The 20,132-nt window shown below is 71.0% G+C and carries 15 protein-coding genes; 10 read left to right on the top strand and 5 right to left on the bottom strand.

The features are described from left to right. Positions 1 to 611: 611 nt before the first annotated feature. Positions 612 to 2,990 (top strand): hypothetical protein, encoded by a 2,379-nt coding sequence (locus WME73_RS47615; RefSeq protein ID WP_437913921.1) that lies wholly within the window; start codon positions 612 to 614, stop codon positions 2,988 to 2,990. Positions 2,991 to 2,996: 6 nt separating this feature from the next. On the opposite strand, the gene WME73_RS47610 is transcribed toward WME73_RS47615, so the two are convergent. Together WME73_RS47610 and WME73_RS47605 are read right to left on the bottom strand one after the other, a co-directional pair. Next, entirely contained in the window at positions 2,997 to 3,578 is a 582-nt protein-coding gene (locus WME73_RS47610) for a hypothetical protein (protein ID WP_437742912.1), read from the bottom strand. A 39-nt stretch (positions 3,579 to 3,617) separates the two neighbouring features. Further along, the gene (locus WME73_RS47605; protein WP_437742911.1) at positions 3,618 to 4,496 is read right to left on the bottom strand and encodes a hypothetical protein; all 879 of its coding nucleotides are present in this window, start codon (positions 4,494 to 4,496) and stop codon (positions 3,618 to 3,620) included. Between the two features lie 92 nt (positions 4,497 to 4,588). Between WME73_RS47605 and WME73_RS47600 the strand changes: the two genes are divergently transcribed. From WME73_RS47600 to WME73_RS47585, 4 genes are all read left to right on the top strand, one after another. Continuing rightward, complete coding sequence (locus tag WME73_RS47600) at positions 4,589 to 6,454, top strand: bifunctional homocysteine S-methyltransferase/methylenetetrahydrofolate reductase (protein ID WP_437742910.1); 1,866 nt, start codon at positions 4,589 to 4,591, stop codon at positions 6,452 to 6,454. A 75-nt stretch (positions 6,455 to 6,529) separates the two neighbouring features. After that, positions 6,530 to 9,193, top strand: a complete 2,664-nt coding sequence (locus tag WME73_RS47595) for a M1 family aminopeptidase (RefSeq protein WP_437913920.1) — start codon at positions 6,530 to 6,532, stop codon at positions 9,191 to 9,193. A gap of 44 nt (positions 9,194 to 9,237) precedes the next feature. Further along, complete coding sequence (locus tag WME73_RS47590) at positions 9,238 to 10,026, top strand: enoyl-CoA hydratase-related protein (protein WP_437742908.1); 789 nt, start codon at positions 9,238 to 9,240, stop codon at positions 10,024 to 10,026. Between the two features lie 113 nt (positions 10,027 to 10,139). Continuing rightward, positions 10,140 to 11,015 (top strand): hypothetical protein, encoded by an 876-nt coding sequence (locus tag WME73_RS47585; RefSeq protein WP_437913919.1) that lies wholly within the window; start codon positions 10,140 to 10,142, stop codon positions 11,013 to 11,015. 81 nt (positions 11,016 to 11,096) lie between these two features. Here WME73_RS47585 and WME73_RS47580 read toward each other — a convergent pair whose 3' ends face one another. Together WME73_RS47580 and WME73_RS47575 are read right to left on the bottom strand one after the other, a co-directional pair. Next, positions 11,097 to 11,300, bottom strand: a complete 204-nt coding sequence (locus tag WME73_RS47580) for a hypothetical protein (protein WP_437742906.1) — start codon at positions 11,298 to 11,300, stop codon at positions 11,097 to 11,099. Between the two features lie 56 nt (positions 11,301 to 11,356). Next, positions 11,357 to 12,496: an FAD:protein FMN transferase gene (locus WME73_RS47575; RefSeq protein ID WP_437913918.1), complete on the bottom strand. Its 1,140-nt coding sequence runs from the start codon at positions 12,494 to 12,496 to the stop codon at positions 11,357 to 11,359. 151 nt (positions 12,497 to 12,647) lie between these two features. Here WME73_RS47575 and WME73_RS47570 point away from each other — a divergent pair, with 151 nt between their 5' ends. After that, a complete protein-coding gene (locus WME73_RS47570) occupies positions 12,648 to 13,835 on the top strand; it encodes an amidohydrolase (protein ID WP_437913917.1) in 1,188 nt (395 codons plus the stop codon). 106 nt (positions 13,836 to 13,941) lie between these two features. Here WME73_RS47570 and WME73_RS47565 read toward each other — a convergent pair whose 3' ends face one another. Next, positions 13,942 to 14,526, bottom strand: coding sequence for a hypothetical protein (locus tag WME73_RS47565; RefSeq protein ID WP_437742903.1), 585 nt, complete (start codon positions 14,524 to 14,526; stop codon positions 13,942 to 13,944). A 227-nt stretch (positions 14,527 to 14,753) separates the two neighbouring features. On the opposite strand from WME73_RS47565, the gene hemE reads away from it, so the two are divergent. The 4 genes from hemE (at position 14,754) to WME73_RS47545 (ending at position 20,124) form a co-directional block, all read left to right on the top strand. Then, positions 14,754 to 15,803, top strand: a complete 1,050-nt coding sequence (gene hemE / locus WME73_RS47560; protein ID WP_437547498.1) for a uroporphyrinogen decarboxylase — start codon at positions 14,754 to 14,756, stop codon at positions 15,801 to 15,803. Between the two features lie 216 nt (positions 15,804 to 16,019). Then, entirely contained in the window at positions 16,020 to 16,805 is a 786-nt protein-coding gene (locus WME73_RS47555) for a class II glutamine amidotransferase (RefSeq protein ID WP_272096333.1), read from the top strand. 1,017 nt (positions 16,806 to 17,822) lie between these two features. Continuing rightward, positions 17,823 to 18,722, top strand: a complete 900-nt coding sequence (locus WME73_RS47550; RefSeq protein WP_437742902.1) for a diguanylate cyclase — start codon at positions 17,823 to 17,825, stop codon at positions 18,720 to 18,722. A gap of 43 nt (positions 18,723 to 18,765) precedes the next feature. After that, positions 18,766 to 20,124, top strand: a complete 1,359-nt coding sequence (locus WME73_RS47545) for an aspartate aminotransferase family protein (protein WP_437742901.1) — start codon at positions 18,766 to 18,768, stop codon at positions 20,122 to 20,124. Positions 20,125 to 20,132: the final 8 nt, after the last annotated feature.

Raw genomic sequence — 20,132 nt, 5'->3', positions numbered from 1 at the left:
GTCACGCCCGGGGATGTCGTTATTCGTTCCGTCGACATGTCGCATTCCGTGCGGCGGCGGTCTGACATCCACGCATTGAAGGGCCCACCTTCACACCACGGCCTATCGATATGGCGCCCTCCCCCAGCGTCATCGATGCTTGCCCTCCTTGACACGCGCGAAACCGAAGCGGACGATGAGAACGGCAAATAAGGACGGGACCGTCCTTCACGTGACCTAACCATCCGCGTGCGCTCGTGCGCTGGCGGGCTCCGCAAGGCGCTCGACAGCAGCGAGCCGCTGTGGACCGCCTTCCAATCCAAGTTCGGGTCATTGGCTCCGGCGCCGCACACGCCGCCGGTCCGTCAGGGTCTACCACCGACAGGGAGAGCCACATGCCGCGTCATAGAACATCCATTCATGCACTCTTGTTTTGCATCACCGCCGTCACGTCGTGCAGCGCGGAGGTTGATCCAGCGAGCACGGACAGCGCCGAGGAAACTCGGCCTCACGGGCAGCAGGGGCCCGACGCCGCGTCTCTGGAGCGCCGCGCGGCGTTCATCGCGACAGTTCAGAGACAGGCGTCTTCTGCGTACAATGTAAGCCTCAACACGGTGGGCGCGCGCGCCGGGGTGAGCGCTCTGAATCCGGCGCACGGCCTCGTCTCCGAGTTCACGTCGGCCGGCGTCGCCGTGACCCGCGAGAGCTCGGTGAGCGCGGGTCGAATCACGATGAAGCTCGCGCGTTATGGCTGCGAGGGGGAGCTCGTCCCCCTGGACGTCGCGGCCGAACCGCGCGGATCAAACAACCGCGTCGAGCTCAGGCACCTAGCCCGGTCCGCGGGCCTGAGCGTCACGGAGTGGTACCTGAACGGCCCCCTCGGGCTGGAGCAGGGCTTCTCCCTGGATTCGCCGCCTCCATGCCGTCGCGACGGCGAAGGCAAGGTGGAGCTCGAGATCGCGCTCGGGGGGGATCTCTCGCCGGAGCTATCGGAGGACGGCCAGTCGGTGGCGCTTTTGGACGAGGCCGGCGCGGCCGTGCTGCGGTATGCCGATCTCGTCGTTCAGGACGCGCGCGGGAGCGTGCTTCCGGCGGAGATCAAGCTGAGCGACGCGAGCCTCTCGATCGTGGTGGACGACACCGGCGCGGCCTATCCGCTCGAGGTCGACCCGCTCATCGCCACCGAGCAACAGGTGCTCTACGCCAGCAATGCTGCGAGCAACGACGGTTTCGGGTGGTCCGTGGCCATCTCGGGGAACACCGCGGTGGTTGGCAGCCTGGACGCCGAAGCAGCCTACGTGTTCGTGCGCGACGGCGCGTCGTGGACCCAGGCGGCCGTGCTCACGCCCAGCGATGGTCTGCCGGGCGATCGCTTCGGCGCGTCCGTCGCCATCGACGGGGATACGATCGTCGTCGGAACCTTCTCTTATCCGGCGAATCACGGCGCTGCGTACGTGTTCGCACGCAGCGGCAACGTGTGGCAGGAGCAGCAAAAGCTCGTCGCGCAGGACAACCCGCGCCGCGACAACTGGTTCGGATATGCCGTCGCCATATCGGGCAGCACGATCATGGTCGGGGCGCCCTACGACAGCGGCCTGACGCATGATGGTCCCGGCGCTGCGTACATCTTCGCCCGGAGCGGGGCCGCGTGGGCGCAGCAGGCCAAGCTCGTACCCAGCACCGACACCTTCGACCAAGGCTCGACCGTCGCCCTGGACGGCGACACCGCGGCCACGGGTGGAGAATGCGATGATGGGGTTGACTTCAACGCGGGCTGGGATCGTCCGTGTCAGGTTCACGTATTTGCCCGTGCCGGCAACACCTGGTCCGAACAAGCCGTTCTTTACCCGCCGATCGGAGCGACACCACACTACAGGTTCGGCGCCTCGCTCTCGTTGAGCGCGGAGACGCTGGCGGTCGGCACCACCGTCTACGATGAGCGCGGCCCCGACAGGACAGCCGCCGTTGTCTTCGCGCGCAGCGAGGGCGCGTGGACCCAGCAGGCCATGCTGTACCGCAACGAGGTCGACACGCCGGACTATGGCGGCTGGGGTCGCAGCGCCAGCGTCGCCGTGTCCGGGGACAGGTTGATCCTGGGCGGAAGTCACGACGGCGGGCAGGGACCGAGGATCTTCGCCAGGACCGGCGGCGTATGGACGCCGCAGAGCAAGGTCGAGAGCTCCACGTGGAACACGTGGGATGTTCGTGTAGCGCTCTCGGGAGACACGCTGATCGCCGGTACATGGGCCGATGGCGTTCGCGGCGAGGGCACAGGCGCCGCTCACGTCTTCCAGGTGAAAGAGGTTCTGCCGGCTCACCTCGTGGGAGCCCGCGCGTTCGTCGAACATGCCGCCGACACGCCGTTCGTGCTCGACGCCCTCGACACCAACAGGTTCGCGACGCCGAGCAGCATCAACTGGACGAACTTCACCGGGGCCACGCAGGGCGCGTCGCTGTTCACCCTGTCCCTCTTGCACGAGGATCCCACGCTGACGACCTCGATCGTCCGCGGCTGGTGGGGATCCACGAGCCCCACGTCCGCGAGCCTGTACGGCCACGTGGTCGCAGGGAACCACTTCAAGCGGATCTCGAAGATCGGCGACATTCTGCCTGGCGATCTGCTGGTCATCAACTACACGGACGGCGGCTCGGGACACACGGCGATCGTCGATGCGTACCCGACCGCCATCGCGCCGGCCATCGAGCCCGCCGTCTCCGGCACGACCCAGTATTCGCTCCGGGTCATCGACTCGACAAGCACCGCCCACGGGTGCGCCACGGACCCGAGCACGGGAGACACGCGATGGGTGCCGGCCGATCCCACCAAGCCGTGCCGCGGCGGGAGCACGGATGGCGGGGCGGGCAGGGGCACCATGCGTCTTTACGCCGTCTCCCCGGGCCAGGCGAACGCCGGGGACCTCACCGGGTACAGCTGGAGTCTCACGTCGGGCTCCGCGTACTTCCCGCAGACCGGCGCGCGGCCCCACGCGTTCGGGCGGCTCGTCCGCTAACCTCGCTCACCGCCCTCGCTCGTAATCGAGCGCGGCCTTCTCCACGACGTCCCAGTCGCGCGCGGCCCGCTCGGCCTCGGCCACGAGGTCCGCGGTGAACAGCGTGAGCCCCCAGATGCCGTTGTCTCTCCGCCGGAACGGGTACCGCGTGCCGCGCGCCGTCTCGACCGTGGCCCGCTCGCCCGTCACCTCCACCTTCCCGATGCCGGACAGGTCGCGCCGGAGGCGCGCGATGAAGCCCTGCTTCGTGGCCATGTCGACCCACACGTCCGCCCCGTCCTCGGCCATCGCGTGCGCGCGGTACTGCTCCAGCAGGCGCGCGCGCTCCGGCTCCGGGTAGCTCGCCTCGATCCGCTCGCTCGCCTTCCGCCGGTAGTCGCGGATGGTGTACGCCGCGTGCTGCGCCCGGTCCTCGAGGTACGAGAAGCACGCGCGCGGATCGCTGACGCCGATGCTGTACGCGATGCGGAGATAGGCGCCCTCGGGCGTCGTGTCCGGCGGAAATCGGTTGAGCCTGATCACGACGAGCACGAGGGCCAGCACGCCGACGGCGGCGGCGCCCCAGGCGATGGCACGGCGACGGGTCATGTCCGGCTCATCTCTCGCTCTCTCGAACCGGCCGGCACGCTAGTCGATGTGCCCGCCGAACTGCAGATAGAGGGACGTTACCCGCCCCCGGTCGAACGCGGGCCCGAGCGGCTCGTCCAGCGCGAAGAGCAGGCCGGCCCGCATGAAGAAGGTCTTCTGGCTGTCGTACACGAAATACGGCAGCAGCGAGACCTGCCCCTGGTCGTCGTAGACCGACGACGGCACCCACACCGTCTGGAGCGCCACGCCGCCGCCGAAGCCGGAGCGGCTCTGGAGCTCGGGCTCGACCTTGGCCTGGAACACCGCCTCGAGATCGTCGGAGTCGTCGATGAAGCCGCGCCGGACGCCGTCCCCCACCGGGATGAAGAACGTGAGGTCCCCGCCCGCCCGGAGCACGAAGGACCTCCCGAAGCGGTACTCGATGCCGCCCAGGCCGCCGACCGGGAGCGCGTTCGCCGCCCAGAGGTGCAGATCGTAATAGGCCATCGCCGACGCGCTGAAGCCCCTGGCCACGTGCCAGTCGTAGCCGTCGACCGCGCCGAGCGGCAGCCCGGCGCGGCCGCCCGCGTACCACGTGAGCTTGCGGGCAATGTCCGAGTAGTAGAGCGTGAACGTCGGGTTGCCGAGCGCGGCGCGCGACTGGCGGCCCGGATCCTCGAAGTCCCCCGGGCCGTCGAACGAGAGCGCCAGCGGGAACTTCAGGTTGATGAACAGATCCGGCGACGGCTCGAACTGCACGAACGGGACGGCGGCGAGCGAGGTGCCGAGATCACGGGCGCTCCACAGGTAGAGATCCACGCCCGCGTCCGAGCGGTGCACCGGCGGATGCCAGGCGTGCGCCTCGGAAGGGACGGCGAGGAGCGGAGCAGCGGCGGAGACCGCCAGGGCGAATGCTTGAAGCCATCGGGGCGTGCTCATCTCGAGAACTGCCCTACCGAGATCCTCGCCGCGCCGTCAACCGCGTCGAGCCCCCCTTCCTGAGAAGCCGGAGCGCCCCTACGATGCGCCCCATGTCCCGCACGAGACCAGAGGCCCCGTTCCTCGACGCGCTCCGGCGTTCGATCCTCGTGTTCGACGGCGCGATGGGCTCGCTGCTCTACGAGCGCGGGGTGTTCGTCACCCAGAACTTCGAGCAGCTGAACGTCGCGCGCCCCGATCTCGTGAAGAAGATCCACGCCGAGTACGTCGCGGCGGGCGCGAACGTCATCGAGACGAACACCTTCGGCGCGAACAGGTTCCGGCTCGAGCGGTACGGGCTCGTCAACGAGGTCCGCAACTTCAACCTCGCGGGCGCGCGCCTCGCGCGCGAGATCGCGGGCGGCGACGCGTACGTCGCCGGCTCGATCGGCCCGACGGGGCTCGTGCCCGGCGTCGCCACGCGCGACGACCTCGCCGCCGCGTCCGCCACGTTCGCCGAGCAGGCCGGCGCGCTCGCCGAGGGCGGCGCGGACCTCCTGATCCTTGAAACATTTCGCCATCTTGACGAGATCAAGCTCGCCATCGACGCGGCGCGGTCGGCCGCGCCGGGGCTCCCGGTCCTCGCGTCGATGACGTTCGACACGAGCGGCGTCGCGGCGGACGGCAGCGAGCCGGAGCGCGTCGCGCGGACGCTGCGGGACTGGGGGGTCGAGCTGCTCGGCGTCAACTGCGGCGACGGCCCGCAGCTGTCGCTCGCGATGGCGGAGCGGATGGCGACCGCGGGGCTCCCGCTCTGCGTGCAGCCGAACGCGGGCTTGCCCCGCACGGTCGACGGCCGCCAGCTCTACATGGCGACGCCCGAGTACTTCGACGTCTTCGCCCGCCGCATGATCCAGGCCGGCGCGGCGATGATCGGGGGCTGCTGCGGGACCACGCCGGAGCACGTCCGGTGGATGGCCAAGTCGGCCCGCATGCTCCGGGGCGGCGCCGCGCCCGAGGTCGCCGCGCGCCCGCACATCACGATGGACGCGCCCACGGGGCTCGAGCCCACGCCGCTCGGCGAGCGGAGCCCCCTCGCGGCGAAGATCGCCGCGGGCAAGTTCGTGGTCTCCGTCGAGGTGAACCCGGCGCCGGGCCTGAACCCCGAGAGCGCGCTGAGCGCCGCGAAGATGCTCATCGACAGCGGCGTCGACGTCGTGAACGTCGCCGACGGCCCGCGCGCCACGGCGCGGATGACGAACCTCGCCTTCTGCTCGCTCTTGGTCCAGCGCTACGGCATCGAGCCGATCCTGCACGTCTGCGGCCGCGACCGGAACCTCATCGGCCAGATGGCGCACCTGCTCGGCGCCCACGCGATCGGCATCAAGAACCTCGTCATCATCACGGGCGATCCGCCGAAGGTCGGCGACTACCCGGAGGCGACCGCCGTCTACGACCTCGACTCCATCGGGCTGCTCCACATGGCGAGCACGATGAACCGCGGCCTCGACCCGGCCGGCAAGCCGATCCCGGGCGGCAAGACGTCGTTCCTGCTCGCCACGGGGCTCGAGCCCGGCGCCCAGGACCTCGACAAGGAGATCGCGCGTCTGGAACGGAAGCGCGCGGCGGGCGCCGACATCATCATGACCCAGCCGGTCTTCCACCAGGATCTGCTCGAGAAGGTGCTGCGGCGCATCGATCACCTGGGGATGCCGGTGCTCGTCGGCGTGCTGCCGCTGGTCAGCCACAAGAACGCCGAGTTCCTCCACAACGAGGTGCCCGGCATGCAGATCCCGGAGGAGATCCGCGAGCGCATGCGCAAGGTGCCGGCCGGCCCCGAGGCGCGCAAGGAGGGGGTGAAGATCGCCCGCGAGATGCTCTTTTCGGTGCGCGACCGGGTGCAGGGGGCCTACCTGATGCCGCCCCTCGGCAAGTACGAGCTGGCGCTCGAGGTGCTCGACGGCCTCAAGACGGGCTGATCTGCCCGGCGGCCCGCCCCCGCGCACGAGTTCTTGCTTGCAGCGCCGGGCGCCGCGCGGGGAAACTCCGCGGAGATGTCCATAGAGTACCGGCTCCACTCGCGCTGCGCCTGCGGCTCCGTGCTGTCGTCGTCCGAGTTCGCGGCCGCGTCGCGGCCCTTCACGCTGGCCGGGACGAGGCGCGTCTACGAGCGCTCGCGCCCCTTCACGATCCGGCACATCGCCCTCGATCTCGCCCTCGACGTCGAGGCGCGCTCGATCCGCGGCACGGCGCGGCTCGACGCGGTCCGCGTGGACCCCGGCGCGCGCGAGATCGCGCTCGACGCGATCGGCTTCGACCTCGAGGCGGTCGAGATCAGCGCCGGGGCCGGCCGCGCCGCGAAGCCCAAGCGCGGCGCGGGCAAGGCGGCGAGCGGCGCGTTCCACCCGGCCGAGCACACGTACGACGGCGAGACGATCCGCGTCGCCGTGCCGCTCGACGAGGCCGAGGTGTCGATCCTGGTCCGGTACCGGGCGACGCCGCGCCGGGGGATCTATTTCCTCCAGCCGGACGAGCACGTCCCCGACCGCCCGCGCCAGGTCTGGACGCAGTGTCAGGACGAGGACGCGCGCCACATCTTCCCGTGCATCGACAAGCCCCATATCAAGCAGACGACCGAGCTCCGCGCGCAGGTGCCGCCGGGCTGGTACTGCCTGTCGAACGGCGAGCTCGCGAGCGACGCGAGATCGCAGAAGGAGGGCGTCTATCACTACCGGCTGGACGAGCCTCACCCGAGCTACCTGTTCACGCTCGTGGCGGGCGAGTTCGCCCGCATCGACGACGCGGCGCTCGACGTCCCGCTCGCGTACTTCGTGCCGAAGGGGCGCGAGGAGGACGGCCGCCGCACGTTCGCGCGCACGCCGGACATGATCCACCACTTCAGCGAGAAGCTCGGCGTCAAGTATCCCTTCCGCCGCTACGCGCAGGTGGTGGTGAGCGACTTCATCTTCGGAGGGATGGAGAACACGACCGCCACCACGATGTACGAGCACATCCTGCTCGACGAGCGGGCGGCGCTCGACATCTCGTCGGACGATCTCATCGCCCACGAGCTCGCGCACCAGTGGTTCGGCGATCTGGTGACCTGCCGCGACTGGTCGCACGGCTGGCTCAACGAGGGATTCGCGACGTTCATGGAGCACGTCTATCGGGAGCACCACCTCGGCGCCGACGAGTACGATCACGGCCTGAAGGCCGATCTCGACTCGTACCTTGGCGAGGCGCGCGGGCGTTACCGGCGGCCCATCGTCTGTCAGGACTACGACGCGCCGCTCGACGTCTTCGATCGACACCTCTACGAGAAGGGCGGGCTCGTGCTCCACCTGCTCCGCCGGGAGCTCGGAGACGAGCTCTTCTGGCGCGGGGTGAGCACCTACCTGGCGCGCCACGCGCGCGGGGTCGTGGAGACACGGGATCTCGCCCGCGCGCTCGAGGACGTGAGCGGCAAATCGCTGGAGCGCTTCTTCGAGCAGTGGGTCTTCCGCGCCGGGCACCCCGAGCTCGACGTGAAGATCGAGATCGAGGGCGACCAGTGCACCGTGACGGTGAAGCAGGCGCAGGCGGCCGGGCAGCCCAGCCGGGAGCACGCGCTCCAGCCGGACGCCTCGACGCCGCCCGTCTTCGCGTTCGACCTGGTGCTCGATTTCGGCTTCACGGAGGGCAAGGGCTCGATCACGCGGCGCGAGGTGCGGCGCGTGGATCAGGCGGCGCACACCTTCGTCATCCCGCTCCCGCGGCGGCCTCGCTTCGTGGTGGTGGATCCGGACCTCAGGATCCTGGGCGAGGTCCGGGTCGACGCGCCCGGCGATCTCCTGCGGGCGCAGCTCGCCCACGCGCCCACGGCGCGCGGCCGCATGCTCGCCGCGAAGCCGCTCTCTCGGCGGGACGACCCGCCGACGGCGCGGGCGCTCGGGCAGTCGCTCTCGGACGCGAGCGAGTTCTGGGGGGTGCGCGCAGCGACCGCGGCCGCGCTCGGCGCGCTCCAGTCGAGCGCGGCGTTCGCGCTGCTCGAGGGAAGCGCGGGCGTGGAGCACCCGAAGGTGCGCCGGGCGGTCGCGAGCGCGCTCGGCAGCTTCCGCTCGGCCAAGGCGGCGGAGGTCCTCGGCAAGCTCGCCCTGCGCGACGCGAGCTACCTGGTGCAGGCCGAGGCGGCGCGCGCGCTCGGGGCCACGCGGCAGAGCTCGGGGTTCGAGACGCTGGTCGATCTCCTGGATCGCCCCTCGTGGGGCGAGGTCATCCGCTGCGGCGTGATCGACGGGCTGGCCAACCTGCGGGACGAGCGCGCCGTGCCGCACCTGACGGCCCGCACGCGCTACGGCGTCCCGACGCGGGGGCGGCGGGCGGCGATCATGGCGTTGCCGAAGCTCTCCAGCGATCGGCGGACGCGCGAGCTCCTCGAGGAGCTCCTCGATCAGCCGGATCCGTACCTCCGGGTCGACGTCGCGCGGGCGCTGGGCGATCTCGGCGACGGCCGGGCGCGTGGCGCGCTCCAGCGGCAGCTCGACCGCGATCTCGACGGGCGGGTGCGGCGTCGGATCCGCGAGGTGCTCCGCGACCTGGGCGGGGCGGGCAAGCGCGAGCTCGACCGGCTGCGGGACGAGCTCGAGGCGCTGCGCCGCGACAACGCGGAGATCAGGGCGCGGCTTGGCAAGCTCGAGGCGGCGAGCACCAAGGCCAAGAAGGCGGCCGACGCCAAGTGAGCGAGCCTCTTTGCCGCGCCGCCGCGGTCGGCTAGGCAGGCTCCATGTCGGAAGCCACTCCCGTGAAGCTCGACCGGCGCGGCGCGGTCGCGGTGCTCACCATCGATCGGGCAGATCGCCGCAACGCGCTCTCCCGGGACGCGCTGCTCGCCTTCGGCCGCCTCGGGCGCGAGCTCGTGGACGACCCGGAGGTGCGCGCGATCGTGATCACGGGCGCCGGTGACAAGGCGTTCTGCGCGGGCGCCGACCTCAAGGAGCGGCAGGGCATGAGCCCCGACGACGTCCGTCGCCAGGTGGGCCTGTACCGGACCGACCTCGGGGTGCTCGCGCGGAGCCCGAAGCCGGTGATCGCGGCGATCAACGGCGTCGCGTTCGGCGGGGGGCTGGAGCTCGCGCTGATCTGCGATCTCCGGGTGGCGGCGCCGCACGCCGAGCTCGCGCTGCCGGAGACGTCGCTCGGCATCATCCCGGGCGCGGGCGGCACGCAGCGGCTGCCGCGGGTCGTCGGCGAGGCGCGGGCGAAGGAGATGATCCTGCTCGGCAGGAAGCTCACCGCGCCCGAGGCGCTCGCCTGGGGCCTCGTGAACCGGGTGTCGCCCGAGGGGACGCCGGTGGTCGACGACGCGATCGCGTGGATCGAGCCGATCGCGAGCGGCGCGCCCATCGCGCAGGCCGCGGCGCTCGGGGCGATCGACGACGGCTATGACGTGCCGCTCTCGCTCGGGCTCGAGATCGAGCGGGTCCACTACGACGAGACGCTGCGCAGCGAGGATCGGCTGGAGGCGCTGCGCGCGTTCGCCGAGAAGCGGAAGCCGGTCTACAAGGGGCGGTGAGGGCAGCGACCGGCGGTGACGGCGCGCCTCTGCTCGCTCTGGGAGCGGCCCCGCGGCGCGCGCTGGCCCGGCGGCGAAGCTCGTGTGACTGCCTTCGTGCTAGCCTTGTCCGCATGGATCCCAAGCCGACCGGCGCCGCGCTCCTGCTCGCCCCGGCCGCCCGGGGCGGCGCGGCGGTGAGGCTCCCGCCCGCGGAGCCGCAGCGGGCGCATTTCCCGGCCGTCGATGAGCACCTCGTGGCGCCCGAGGTGACGCGCGACGAGCTGATCCGTGGGCGCAAGGTCGTCGCGACGCCTGCGCTCGAGCCGCACGCCGAGCAGCAGGTGCGGCTGGATTTCCTGATCGCGCCGCACCTTCGGCCCGGCTACATCGGCGCGGCCGATCTCATCACCCGCGTCGCCGAGGGCTCGGATTTCGCCACCGACCTCTCCATTCGCAGGGCGGGGACCGATCCGGCGACCGGGCGCCGGTATCTGGAGGAGCTCTCGTTCGAGATCGTCAACGAGCAGTCGATGCGGGACGCGCGCGAGAAGGCCGAGGATCTCGTCGCCCGGGGCGTGCGCCGCGTCTTCGTCATCTTCGTCAAGCGTGACGAGATCGCCGAGTGGTCGGCGGCTGAGGGGCGGTTCGTGCCGCTCGCGCCTGACGCGACCATCGAGGATCCGTGCTTGATCCGTCCGGTCCCCGTCCGCGCGTTGCTCGACGGCGCGGCGGCCGAGCGCGAGGTCGTCCGCGCGCTGGAGCGCAAGGGCAATCCTGAAATCGAGGCCATCAAGGCCCGCGAGCGAAAGGCAGCGCTCGATGAGGGGCGGCGCGCGGGGCTCGACGAGGGCCAGCGAGCCGTGCTGCTGCGCCAACTCCGGGCGCGGTTCGGAGAAGTGCCCGAGGCGAGGTGGGAGCAGGTCCTCGCTGCGTCCGGGGAGCGGCTCGCGGTATGGGCCGAGCGGATCCTGACGGCCGGGACACTGGACGAGCTCTTCGAAGGCTGAAACGCGGCACATCGCAGGCGGCTCCTGCGCCTGAACCCGTGCGCGTGGAGGCGCTCGCCAAGGCGGCGGCCGCATCCGGGATCAGATCGGGCTCGTCGAGGCGCTCTGCTGCATAGCGACGATTATCGCTTCGCGGCACCTGGCATCTGCAAAAACACAATATCCAGCAGATGCATCGACATCTCCCTCGTTGAGAAGGGCAATTGCAACATTGAATTCGCCTTGATGTTGGATGGCCCGAAGCTCCTCGGAAAGCGCGCGCACGCCGCAAGTTTCCGAGAGCACGATTGGCTCCACACGCAAAGCGCAACACCTGAAACCTGGCCTCAGGGCCGAGACCACTACAGCCCGTCGGTCGGCTGCCGCAGCACCTCGACCTTGCCCTCCAGCCGCTTCGACACCCACACCTTGTTGTTCCGGTCGACGATCACCGCGCCGCAGTCCTCGATCGACTCGACGAGCGCGAGCCCCTTCTCGGCCCCCAGGATGAACGCCGCATCATCGACGGCGTCCGCTGTCAGCGCGTCCTTTGCCCAGATGGTCACGCTCCGGCTCCCGGTCGCCGGGAATCCGGTCCGCGGATCGATGATGTGGTGATAGCGCCTGCCGTCCTTGATGAAGCTCCGCTCGTAGTCGCCCGCCGTGGAGAAGGCGTGGTCCTCCACCTCGATCATCGCGAAGTAGTCGTTCGCGTCCTTGCCGCGCGGGTCCCGCACCCCTGCTCTCCACGGCGACCCGTCCGGCTTCTTTCCGGCGATGTACAGGTCACCGCCGGCCTGCACGAAGAACGACGTCAGCCCCTCCACGCGCAGCACCCGCGCCGCGGCGTCGACGGCGTAGCCCTTCGCGATCCCGCCGAGGCTCATCCGCATCCCGGGCTTCCCGAGCATCACCGTGCGCCGCGCGCGATCGATCTTGATCTGCCTGTGATCGATGAGCGCGCGCGCCCGCTCGACGTCTTCCTTGCGCGGCACGTTGTCGTCGATGTCCTCGTCGAACTTCCAGAGCCCGTGCATCGCCTCGAAGGTGACGTCGAAGACCCCCTCGGAGCGCTCGCTGATCCAGAGGCTCTTCTCGATCACGGCAAGAGACTCCGGGCTCACCTCCACCGCGCCCTTCCCGGCCGCCGCGTTGACCCGCGACAGCTCGCTGTCCGGCCGCCAGGTCGTCATGAGCCCCTCGAGCCTGCGGATCTCGGCGATCGCCTTGTCCAGCCGGGCCCTGATCGCCGCCTCATCCATCGCCTCGCTCGTGTAGGCGGCGAGGAGCAGGCTCGTGCCCATCGCCCTCGCCTCGACCGCGACGCGGGCGGGCCCGGCCTGCGGCGGAGCGGCCTGGGCCGGCAGAGGCGCTGCGCTCGAGGCGGCCGGCCCGGCCTCCTGGCGCGCGCGTGGGGCCGCGTCGCAGGCAGCGAGCGCGAGCGCCGCCGCGAGGCAGGGGCAGAAGCAGAAGAGGAGCGGAGAACAGCGCGGTCCGTGCATTCGAGGGTCCTGGCTCCATGAGAAGTCCCGACAGCGTGGCGGCGCGCGAGCGTGCGAGCGTCACCACCGGGCGGCGTCGGCGGAGCTCCTCCGCCAGCGCCACCATGGCCCGGGCGAGCCACGCGGATCCAGAGTAGTATCGCTCGCCGCTATGAACCTCGACCCGAGCCGCATCCAGCGTGACATCGACGACCTCTCCCCGGACCTCCGCGAGATCGCCGCGCGCATCCACGCGAACCCCGAGCTCCGCTTCGAGGAGCACAGGGCCGCGGCCTGGCTCGCCGAGGCCGTCGAGAAGCGCGGCATCCAGGTCGAGCGGGGGCTCGCCGGCATGCCCACCTCGCTCCGCGCGCGCATCGGGCGGGGCGGGGGTCCCCACCTCGCCATCCTCGCCGAGTACGACGCGCTCCCGGAGATCGGCCACGCTTGCGGGCACAACCTGATCGCGGCGGGTGCGCTCGGCGCGTTCCTCGCGCTGGCGCGGCAGAAGGAGGCCGTGGCCGGCACCATCGATCTGGTCGGGACGCCCGCCGAGGAGGGGGGCGGCGGCAAGATCAGGCTGCTCGAGGCGGGCGCCTTCGAGGGCGTCGACGCCGCGATGATGTTCCACCCGTTCGACCGCGACCTGCTCGCGCACGACACGCTGGCCAGCGCCTGGCTCGAGCTCCAGTTCCGCGGCAAGCCGTCGCACGCCGCGCTCGCGCCGTGGGACGGCAACAGCGCGCTCACGGCCTGCCTCGACACCTTCCGGCTGATCGACGGCCAGCGCGTCCACTTCCGCGACGGCGTGCGGGTGCACGGGTTCATCAAGAACGGCGGTCAGGCGGTCAACATCATCCCGGAGCTCGCCGTCGCCGAGTTCTCGGTCCGCGCCCTCGACACCGAGGAGCTCGCCCGCGTGCGGGCGATCGTGGAGCGCTGCGCCCGCGGCGCGGCCATGGCGAGCGGGTCCGAGCTCACGCTCGTCGATCAGGGGGGCTACAAGAACATGGTCAACAACCGGAAGATGGCGCGCCGCTTCGGCGAGCACCTGCGCGCCCTCGGCCGCTCGCCGCTCGAGATGGACCCCGCCGTCGGCACCGGCTCGACCGACATGGGCGACGTGTCCCACGCGCTCCCCGCCATCCATCCGTGGATCGCGATCTGCGGCAAGGGAGAGACGACCTGCCACCAGCACGCGTTCGCCGCGCGCGCCGCGAGCCCCGCCGGCCAGGACTCGATGCTGATCGCCGCCAAGGCCATGGCGATGACGTGCGCGGATCTCCTGCTCGATCCCGAGCTGCGGCAGGGCGTGCGCGAGGAGTTCGCGCAGCGGAAGGCCGGGGCGAGCGCGCGCTAGTTCCCTCGGGGCTCCGCCCCGAACCCCGGCGTCCGCTTCGCGGCCGCCCTGTTTCTGCGCGTCAGCAATCCCTGGCGGGATTTCTGACGCGCAGAAACAGGCGCGTTCAGCCGTCGTCCTGAAGGGGGTTCCCGAGGTCGTCCATCAGCCCGGTCCCCCCCTCGATCGGGATCGCCCGCGCCAGGGCGACCCGCTCCAGCATCACCGACAGCGCGATCTTGTCTCCGACGTCCGGCAGCCAGGTGCGGGACCCATCCCAGAGATCGAGCCGGATGTTGCTCGCCGGCACGGTCCCGCTGACCGCCGCCGCGCCGCCGGCGCTCGCCTGCGCGGAGGGCACCGCCATCCGGTCGATCTGCGACCAGGCGAAGCGCCGCACGCGCGGCACGCCGAAGGTGAGCAGCTCGCGCAGCTCGATCCCTTCCGGGTGCACGACGACCCCCCGCATCTGCTCGCGCAGCACCATCGCCAGCGCGCTCGCGCACAGGACGATGGCGCACACGCTGGAGGAGACGAGCCGGTGGCGATCGCCCTCGACGACGTACTGGAAGATCCGGGAGCTCGAGGGAGCGTTCTGGCCGTAGAAGATCACCGCCGAGACGCCGAGGGCGAAGGTCAGGTAAAGCAGCGCCGGGAGGCGCTCCTTCAGCGGCGGCCCGAACGCGATGCGCTTCTCGGGCCTGTACGTCATGTCAAAGCCGGGAGGTCGGGAGGGACGCGCCATAGACTCCTAGTCTACACGGCGGGGGAGCCGACGCTTGGGTCCGCCCCCTCGACCGGGCCGCCTCGTGCCGGGCCGCGCCGCGCTCCCGGCGACCCACGTGCGGGCGAAGGGCTGAAACCCATTGCCGGGCGATGGCTGAACGGACATGAAGGGGCGTCCCGACGGCGTCCCGTCGGCCCCTCCTGGAGCCTTCCATGCACGATCGCTTCCTGCGCGCCTGCCGGCGAGAGCCGACCGATGTCACGCCCGTGTGGTTCATGCGCCAGGCCGGCCGGTACATGGCCGAGTACCGGGAGCTCAGGAAGAAGTACACGCTCCTCGAGATCTGCAAGACGCCCGAGCTCGCGCTCGAGGTGACGCTCCAGCCGCTGCGGCTCGGGATGGACGCGGCGATCCTCTTCGCGGACATCCTGCTGCCGCTCGAGCCGATGGGCGCCCCCTTCGAGTTCGCGAAGGGCGAGGGCCCGGTGATCCACGAGCCCGTGCGCGATCGGGCCGGCATCGAGCGGCTGCGGGTGTTCGAGCCCGAGGAGGGCCTCGGCTACGTGCTCGACGCCGTGCGCCTCATCCGCAAGGAGCTGGACGGCAAGACGCCGCTCATCGGCTTCGCCGGCGCGCCGTTCACCATGGCGAGCTACCTGGTCGAGGGGGGCAAGTCGAGCGACTACCGGCTCACGAAGCAGCTGATGTGGAGCGACCCCGAGGCGTGGTCGGCGCTGATGGGCAAGATCTCGGAGGTCGTCCGCCGCCTGTTGCGCGCTCAGGTCGCCGCGGGCGCCCAGGCGGTGCAGCTGTTCGACTCGTGGGTCGGCTCGCTCTCGATCGACGACTACCGCGAGCACGTGCAGCCGCACGTGCGGCACATCCTCCGCGACCTCGAGGCGACCGGGGTCCCGGTCATCCACTTCGGCACGAACACGGGGGCGCTCCTGGAGGCGCAGCGCGACGCCGGCGGCACGGTGATCGGCGTCGACTGGCGCACGCCGCTCGACAAGGCGTGGCAGCGCATCGGGTACGATCGTGCGGTGCAGGGCAACCTCGATCCGCTGCTGCTCTGCGCGCCGCGCGCCGTCGCCGAGCGCCGCGCGCGCGCGGTGCTCGCGGAGGCCGGCGGGCGCGCCGGGCACATCTTCAACCTCGGCCACGGCATCATCCCGGAGACGCCGGTCGATACGGTCAAGGCGGTCATCGATCTCGTCCACTCCATCCCGCGCGCGTCGCTCCAGGGCGAGCCGGATCGCTGACGCCGCGCATCGCGCCGCGGCGTCGACCGGGATCGCGCGTCGGGCGCCAGGCTGCGCCGACGCATCGCGCCGCGCCAGCGCATCGCGCCGCTGACCAGGATCGTGCGGCGAGGAGCGAGGCCGCGCCGCCGCCTGGCCCTGATGAAGAAGCCGCATCGGCGCCTCACCGTCGAGATCTCAGACCCCCTCCCGGGGTGATATGGTCCAGCCGCGAGCATGTGCGAGCTCCTCGGGATGGAGTGCAACGTCCCCACAGACATCGTCTTTTCGTTCAACGGCCTCCGGCACCGGGGCGGCCGCACCGGTCCCCACGCTGACGGTTGGGGCCTCGCGTTCTTCGAGGGGCGCGCCGCGCGCGTGTTCCTCGATCCGAGCCCCGCCGCGGAGAGCCCGCTGGCGCGATTCCTCAGCGAGACGCCCATCAAGACGCTGCTCGCGATCGGCCACATCCGGCGCCGTACCCGCGGCGACGTGCTTCTCGCCAACACGCACCCGTTCGTGCGCGAGCTCTGGGGACGCCACTGGGTCTTCGCGCACAACGGCACGCTCCCTCGCGTCCGGCGCCGCGCGCTGGGCCGCTTCAACCCCATCGGAACGACCGACAGCGAGCACGCCTTCTGTTACCTGCTGGAGGGCCTCCGCAGCTCGTTCCCCGGCTATCCGCGCCGGCCCAGCGAGCTCTGGGAAGCGATCGCGGCGCTCGGCGGCGAGCTCGGCCAGGACGGCACGTTCAACTTCCTGCTCGGCGACGGGCGCCACCTCTTCGCCCGCTGCGCAACCCGGCTCTGTCACATCATCCGCAAGGCCCCCTTCGGCATCGCGACGCTCCTGGACGACGATGTCCGCGTCGACTTCTCGGCCGTCACGACCCCGAAGGATCGGATCGCGGTGGTCGCGACGAGCCCGCTCACCGCGAACGAGACCTGGACCACGGGACGACCGGGCGAGCTCTGGGTATTCGACGGCGGCGAGCTGCGCGCGACGCTGTCGTCGCTCGCCTGACCGACGCGCCAGCGCGGTGTCCACCCCTCGCGCGCTGTCGTGCCGCGGCCTGGAGATGGGCACGGCAGCCTGAAAAGAAAAACGCCGCGACGGACCTGGGGGGGGAAGGTCTCCGCCGCGACGCAGGTCTATCCTACGCACCCTGTGTGCCAAGTCAACTAACCGGCACGCTGGCGGGGCCGCTGCGCGGTCGCGGCGCACGTGGTTCCGCTCGGTTCCGCTCCGTTCCGCTCGGTCTCGCGCCGCTTCGCGCCGTTCTGCTCGGCTTCGCTCGGTTCCGCTCCGGTGCAGCTCCGTTCCGTGCCGCTTCGCTCCGATGCAGCTCCGTTCCGTGCCGCTTCGCTCCGTTCCGCTTCGCACGGTTCCGGTCCGCTGCGTTCCGCTTCGCTCAGTTCAGCGTTGTGATGCGCCATGGTTTTGAGGCAAAACTCACAGAGCCTCGTCCCCGCAGAACGCGGACATGCCAGGCGAACAGACACATCGTGTTCCAGCGAACCATTCTCTCCCTTGCCGGCTCAATCGCTCGCCGGACGGGTGGCGGCGCGCTCGGGAAACGCATAGAGAGACCCGCGTCCTCGGCAGCTCGGGCTGCACAAGAGGAAAGAGATCGGGCGTCAACTGCGATAGCAGCGCACAGCGCCCCACAAGGCGCATCGGCGAGCACCGGCGGTGCGGCGCCGCGTGAGCGGCGGCAAACGGCGGCGAGGGGCGGACGGCGTGCGGGGAACAAGCCGAGAACGTGGAAGGGCGCAACGAGCGCGACGAGCGCGACGGAGCGCAGAGGGCGACGTAGGCCCTTGTCGGGTCGGGAAGGCAGAGGAAGCACTGAAGACGGCTCCGCCCGGATGGCCGTCTTGACGGGAGTCGGGGCATGTCAGTACGCTTTGACGTTGGGCGAGCTAGGGCATATCGAACCGTTGCATCGCGACCGAAGAGCCACGCCCGGGTAGGTTCCGTCTCGGGAAGAGCTCGAACAATGTCGAGGCTAGGTCGCACGACGGGTTGGGCTGAGCGCGCGTGAGTGACTTCGACGAAAAGACTCGTGTAACGCAGGTGGTCCAGCCCCCACCGGGCGGCGGCAGCAAGAACACGACCGACTGCCTGGTCGTGATCTACACGAAGGAGCCCACGCTGCTCGGCAAGCGGTTCGTGCTGGAGAACAACCCGACGAGGGTCGGTCGCGGCGCGGACAACCACATCGTGCTCGACGGCGACTCCGTGTCACGAAGGCACGCCCATTTCGAGCAGCGGCCGAACGCCTGGATGGTCGTCGACGATGGGAGCACCAACGGGACGTACTGCAACGATGAGCAGATCTCCCGCGAGGTGGTGCTGAAGAACGGAGACCGGGTGAAGATCGGCCCCACGATCTTCAAGTTCCTGTCCGGCGCCGACGTGGAGGCGCAATACCACGAAGAGATCTACCGGATGACCATCATCGATGGTCTCACGCAGATCCACAACAAGCGCTACCTCTACGAGGCGCTCGAGCGCGAGATCATCCGCGGCCGCCGCCACGAGCGGGACCTCGCGATCCTCCTGTTCGACATCGACCACTTCAAGCGCATCAACGACGTCCACGGCCACCTGGCCGGCGACTTCGTGCTGAAGGAGGTCGCGCGCATCGTGCAGAGCCGCATTCGCCGCGACGAGGTCTTCGCGCGCTACGGCGGCGAGGAGTTCGCCATCATCCTGCCGGAGACGTCCATCGAGGGCGCGGCGGCCCTCGGCGAGACCCTGCGTCAAAAGGTCGCGGAGCACCTGTTCGTGTTCCAGGCCGACAGCATCCGCGTGACGATCAGCGTCGGCGTGGCGCTCCTCCAGGAGGGTGATCGCACCGCGAACGACCTCATCAAGCGCGCGGACGAGCGCCTCTACCACGCGAAGAACAGCGGAAGAAACCGGGTGTGCGCCTGAGCAGCCGCCCGCGGGCGCGCTAGGTTCCGGCGGAGGAAGGACGATGCCGAACAGCGATCTGCCGCTGCCGGCGGCGCCGGACGCGGGCAGCGGCGCGGAGCTGCCCGCGATCCTGTCGACGCCGCCTGGTCCCCTGTCGCGGAGCGCCCTCGAGCGCCTCGAGCGCGTCGAGTGCCCGGCGTTCGGCCGGCGGCGCGAGGCGCGGGCGCAGAAGAGCGGCGCCGACATGCTGCCGATCGTGCTGTCGCACGGGCGCGGCGCGAACGTCTGCGACGTCGACGGGAACCGCTACGTCGACCTGTGCGCCGGCTTCGGCGCGCTGCTGCTCGGCCACTCGGCGGCGCCGGTGCGGCGCGCGGCGGAGGAGCAGCTGTCGCGGCTGACCCTCGCGCTCGGCGACGTGTACTCGGCCGACGTGAAGATCGCCCTGCTGGAGCGCCTCGCGGCGCTGCACCCCGGGCCCTCGCCCATGGCGCTGCTCGGCCAGAGCGGCAGCGACGCGATCACCGCGGCCGTCAAGACGGCGGCGCTCTCGACGGGACGGCCGGGGCTCGTCGCGTTCGAGGGCGCGTACCACGGGCTCGGGTACGCGCCGCTCGCGGCGTGCGGGCTGCGCGAGAGCTACCGGTCGCCCTTCGCGGAGCAGCTCAACCGGCGCGTGACGTTCGCGCCCTACCCGCGCGACGAGGCGGGCGCCGCGCGCTCGGTCGACGCCGTCGAGCTCGCGCTGCGCGGGGGCGACGTCGGCGCGGTCCTCCTCGAGCCGATCCTCGGGCGGGGCGGCTGCGTCGTCCCACCCGACGCGTTCCTGCGCGCGGTCTGCGAAGCGGCGCACCGGCACGGGGCGCTCGTGATCGCGGACGAGATCTGGACCGGCCTCGGTCGCTCGGGGGCGATGACGCGGACAGGAGAGCTCGGGGCGCCGGTCGATATCCTCTGCTTCGGCAAGGGGCTCGGCGGCGGGCTGCCCATCTCCGCGTGCGTGGCGCCCGAGCCGATCATGCGGGCGTGGGCGCGCGAGGGCGAGGTGGTCCACACGTCGACGCACTCCGGATCGCCCCTCGCGTCGAGCGCCGCGCTCGCGACGCTCGACGCCCTCGACGAAGGTCGGCTGGCCGCGCGCTCGCGCGACGTGGGCGCTCGCTTCCAGGCGATGCTGCGAGAGGCGCTCCCGCGCAGGGCAGGCGTCGTCGACGTGCGGGGCGCGGGGCTCATGGTCGGCGTCGAGCTCGAGAGCGCCGAGCTGGGGCTCCGGGCCATGCGCGGGATGCTGGCCGAAGGGTACCTGGTCCTCACGGGCGGGGTGCGCGGCGAGACGCTGACGCTGACGCCGGCGCTCACCATCCCCGAGCCGCTGCTCTCGGCCGCGGCCGGCGCGCTCGCGCGCGTGTTGACGGCCTAGCGCGCGAG

The sequence above is a fragment of the Sorangium sp. So ce302 genome (assembly GCF_051530145.1).
Taxonomy (GTDB): Bacteria; Myxococcota_A; Polyangia; order Polyangiales; family Polyangiaceae; genus Sorangium; species Sorangium cellulosum_B.
Note: the sequence above shows the minus strand (reverse complement) of the source record. Positions and strands in the feature narration are given on the sequence as shown.

Bases quoted from the DNA above. Each gene is read 5' to 3' on its own strand.
- WME73_RS47575 (WP_437913918.1), bottom strand. From the start codon at position 12,496: ATGCACGGACCGCGCTGTTCTCCGCTCCTCTTCTGCTTCTGCCCCTGC.
- WME73_RS47610 (WP_437742912.1), bottom strand. From the start codon at position 3,578: ATGACCCGTCGCCGTGCCATCGCCTGGGGCGCCGCCGCCGTCGGCGTG.
- WME73_RS47590 (WP_437742908.1), top strand. From the start codon at position 9,238: ATGTCGGAAGCCACTCCCGTGAAGCTCGACCGGCGCGGCGCGGTCGCG.
- WME73_RS47555 (WP_272096333.1), top strand. From the start codon at position 16,020: ATGTGCGAGCTCCTCGGGATGGAGTGCAACGTCCCCACAGACATCGTC.
- hemE (WP_437547498.1), top strand. From the start codon at position 14,754: ATGCACGATCGCTTCCTGCGCGCCTGCCGGCGAGAGCCGACCGATGTC.
- WME73_RS47545 (WP_437742901.1), top strand. From the start codon at position 18,766: ATGCCGAACAGCGATCTGCCGCTGCCGGCGGCGCCGGACGCGGGCAGC.
- WME73_RS47570 (WP_437913917.1), top strand. From the start codon at position 12,648: ATGAACCTCGACCCGAGCCGCATCCAGCGTGACATCGACGACCTCTCC.
- WME73_RS47595 (WP_437913920.1), top strand. From the start codon at position 6,530: ATGTCCATAGAGTACCGGCTCCACTCGCGCTGCGCCTGCGGCTCCGTG.
- WME73_RS47605 (WP_437742911.1), bottom strand. From the start codon at position 4,496: ATGAGCACGCCCCGATGGCTTCAAGCATTCGCCCTGGCGGTCTCCGCC.
- WME73_RS47585 (WP_437913919.1), top strand. From the start codon at position 10,140: ATGGATCCCAAGCCGACCGGCGCCGCGCTCCTGCTCGCCCCGGCCGCC.
- WME73_RS47600 (WP_437742910.1), top strand. From the start codon at position 4,589: ATGTCCCGCACGAGACCAGAGGCCCCGTTCCTCGACGCGCTCCGGCGT.
- WME73_RS47565 (WP_437742903.1), bottom strand. From the start codon at position 14,526: ATGACGTACAGGCCCGAGAAGCGCATCGCGTTCGGGCCGCCGCTGAAG.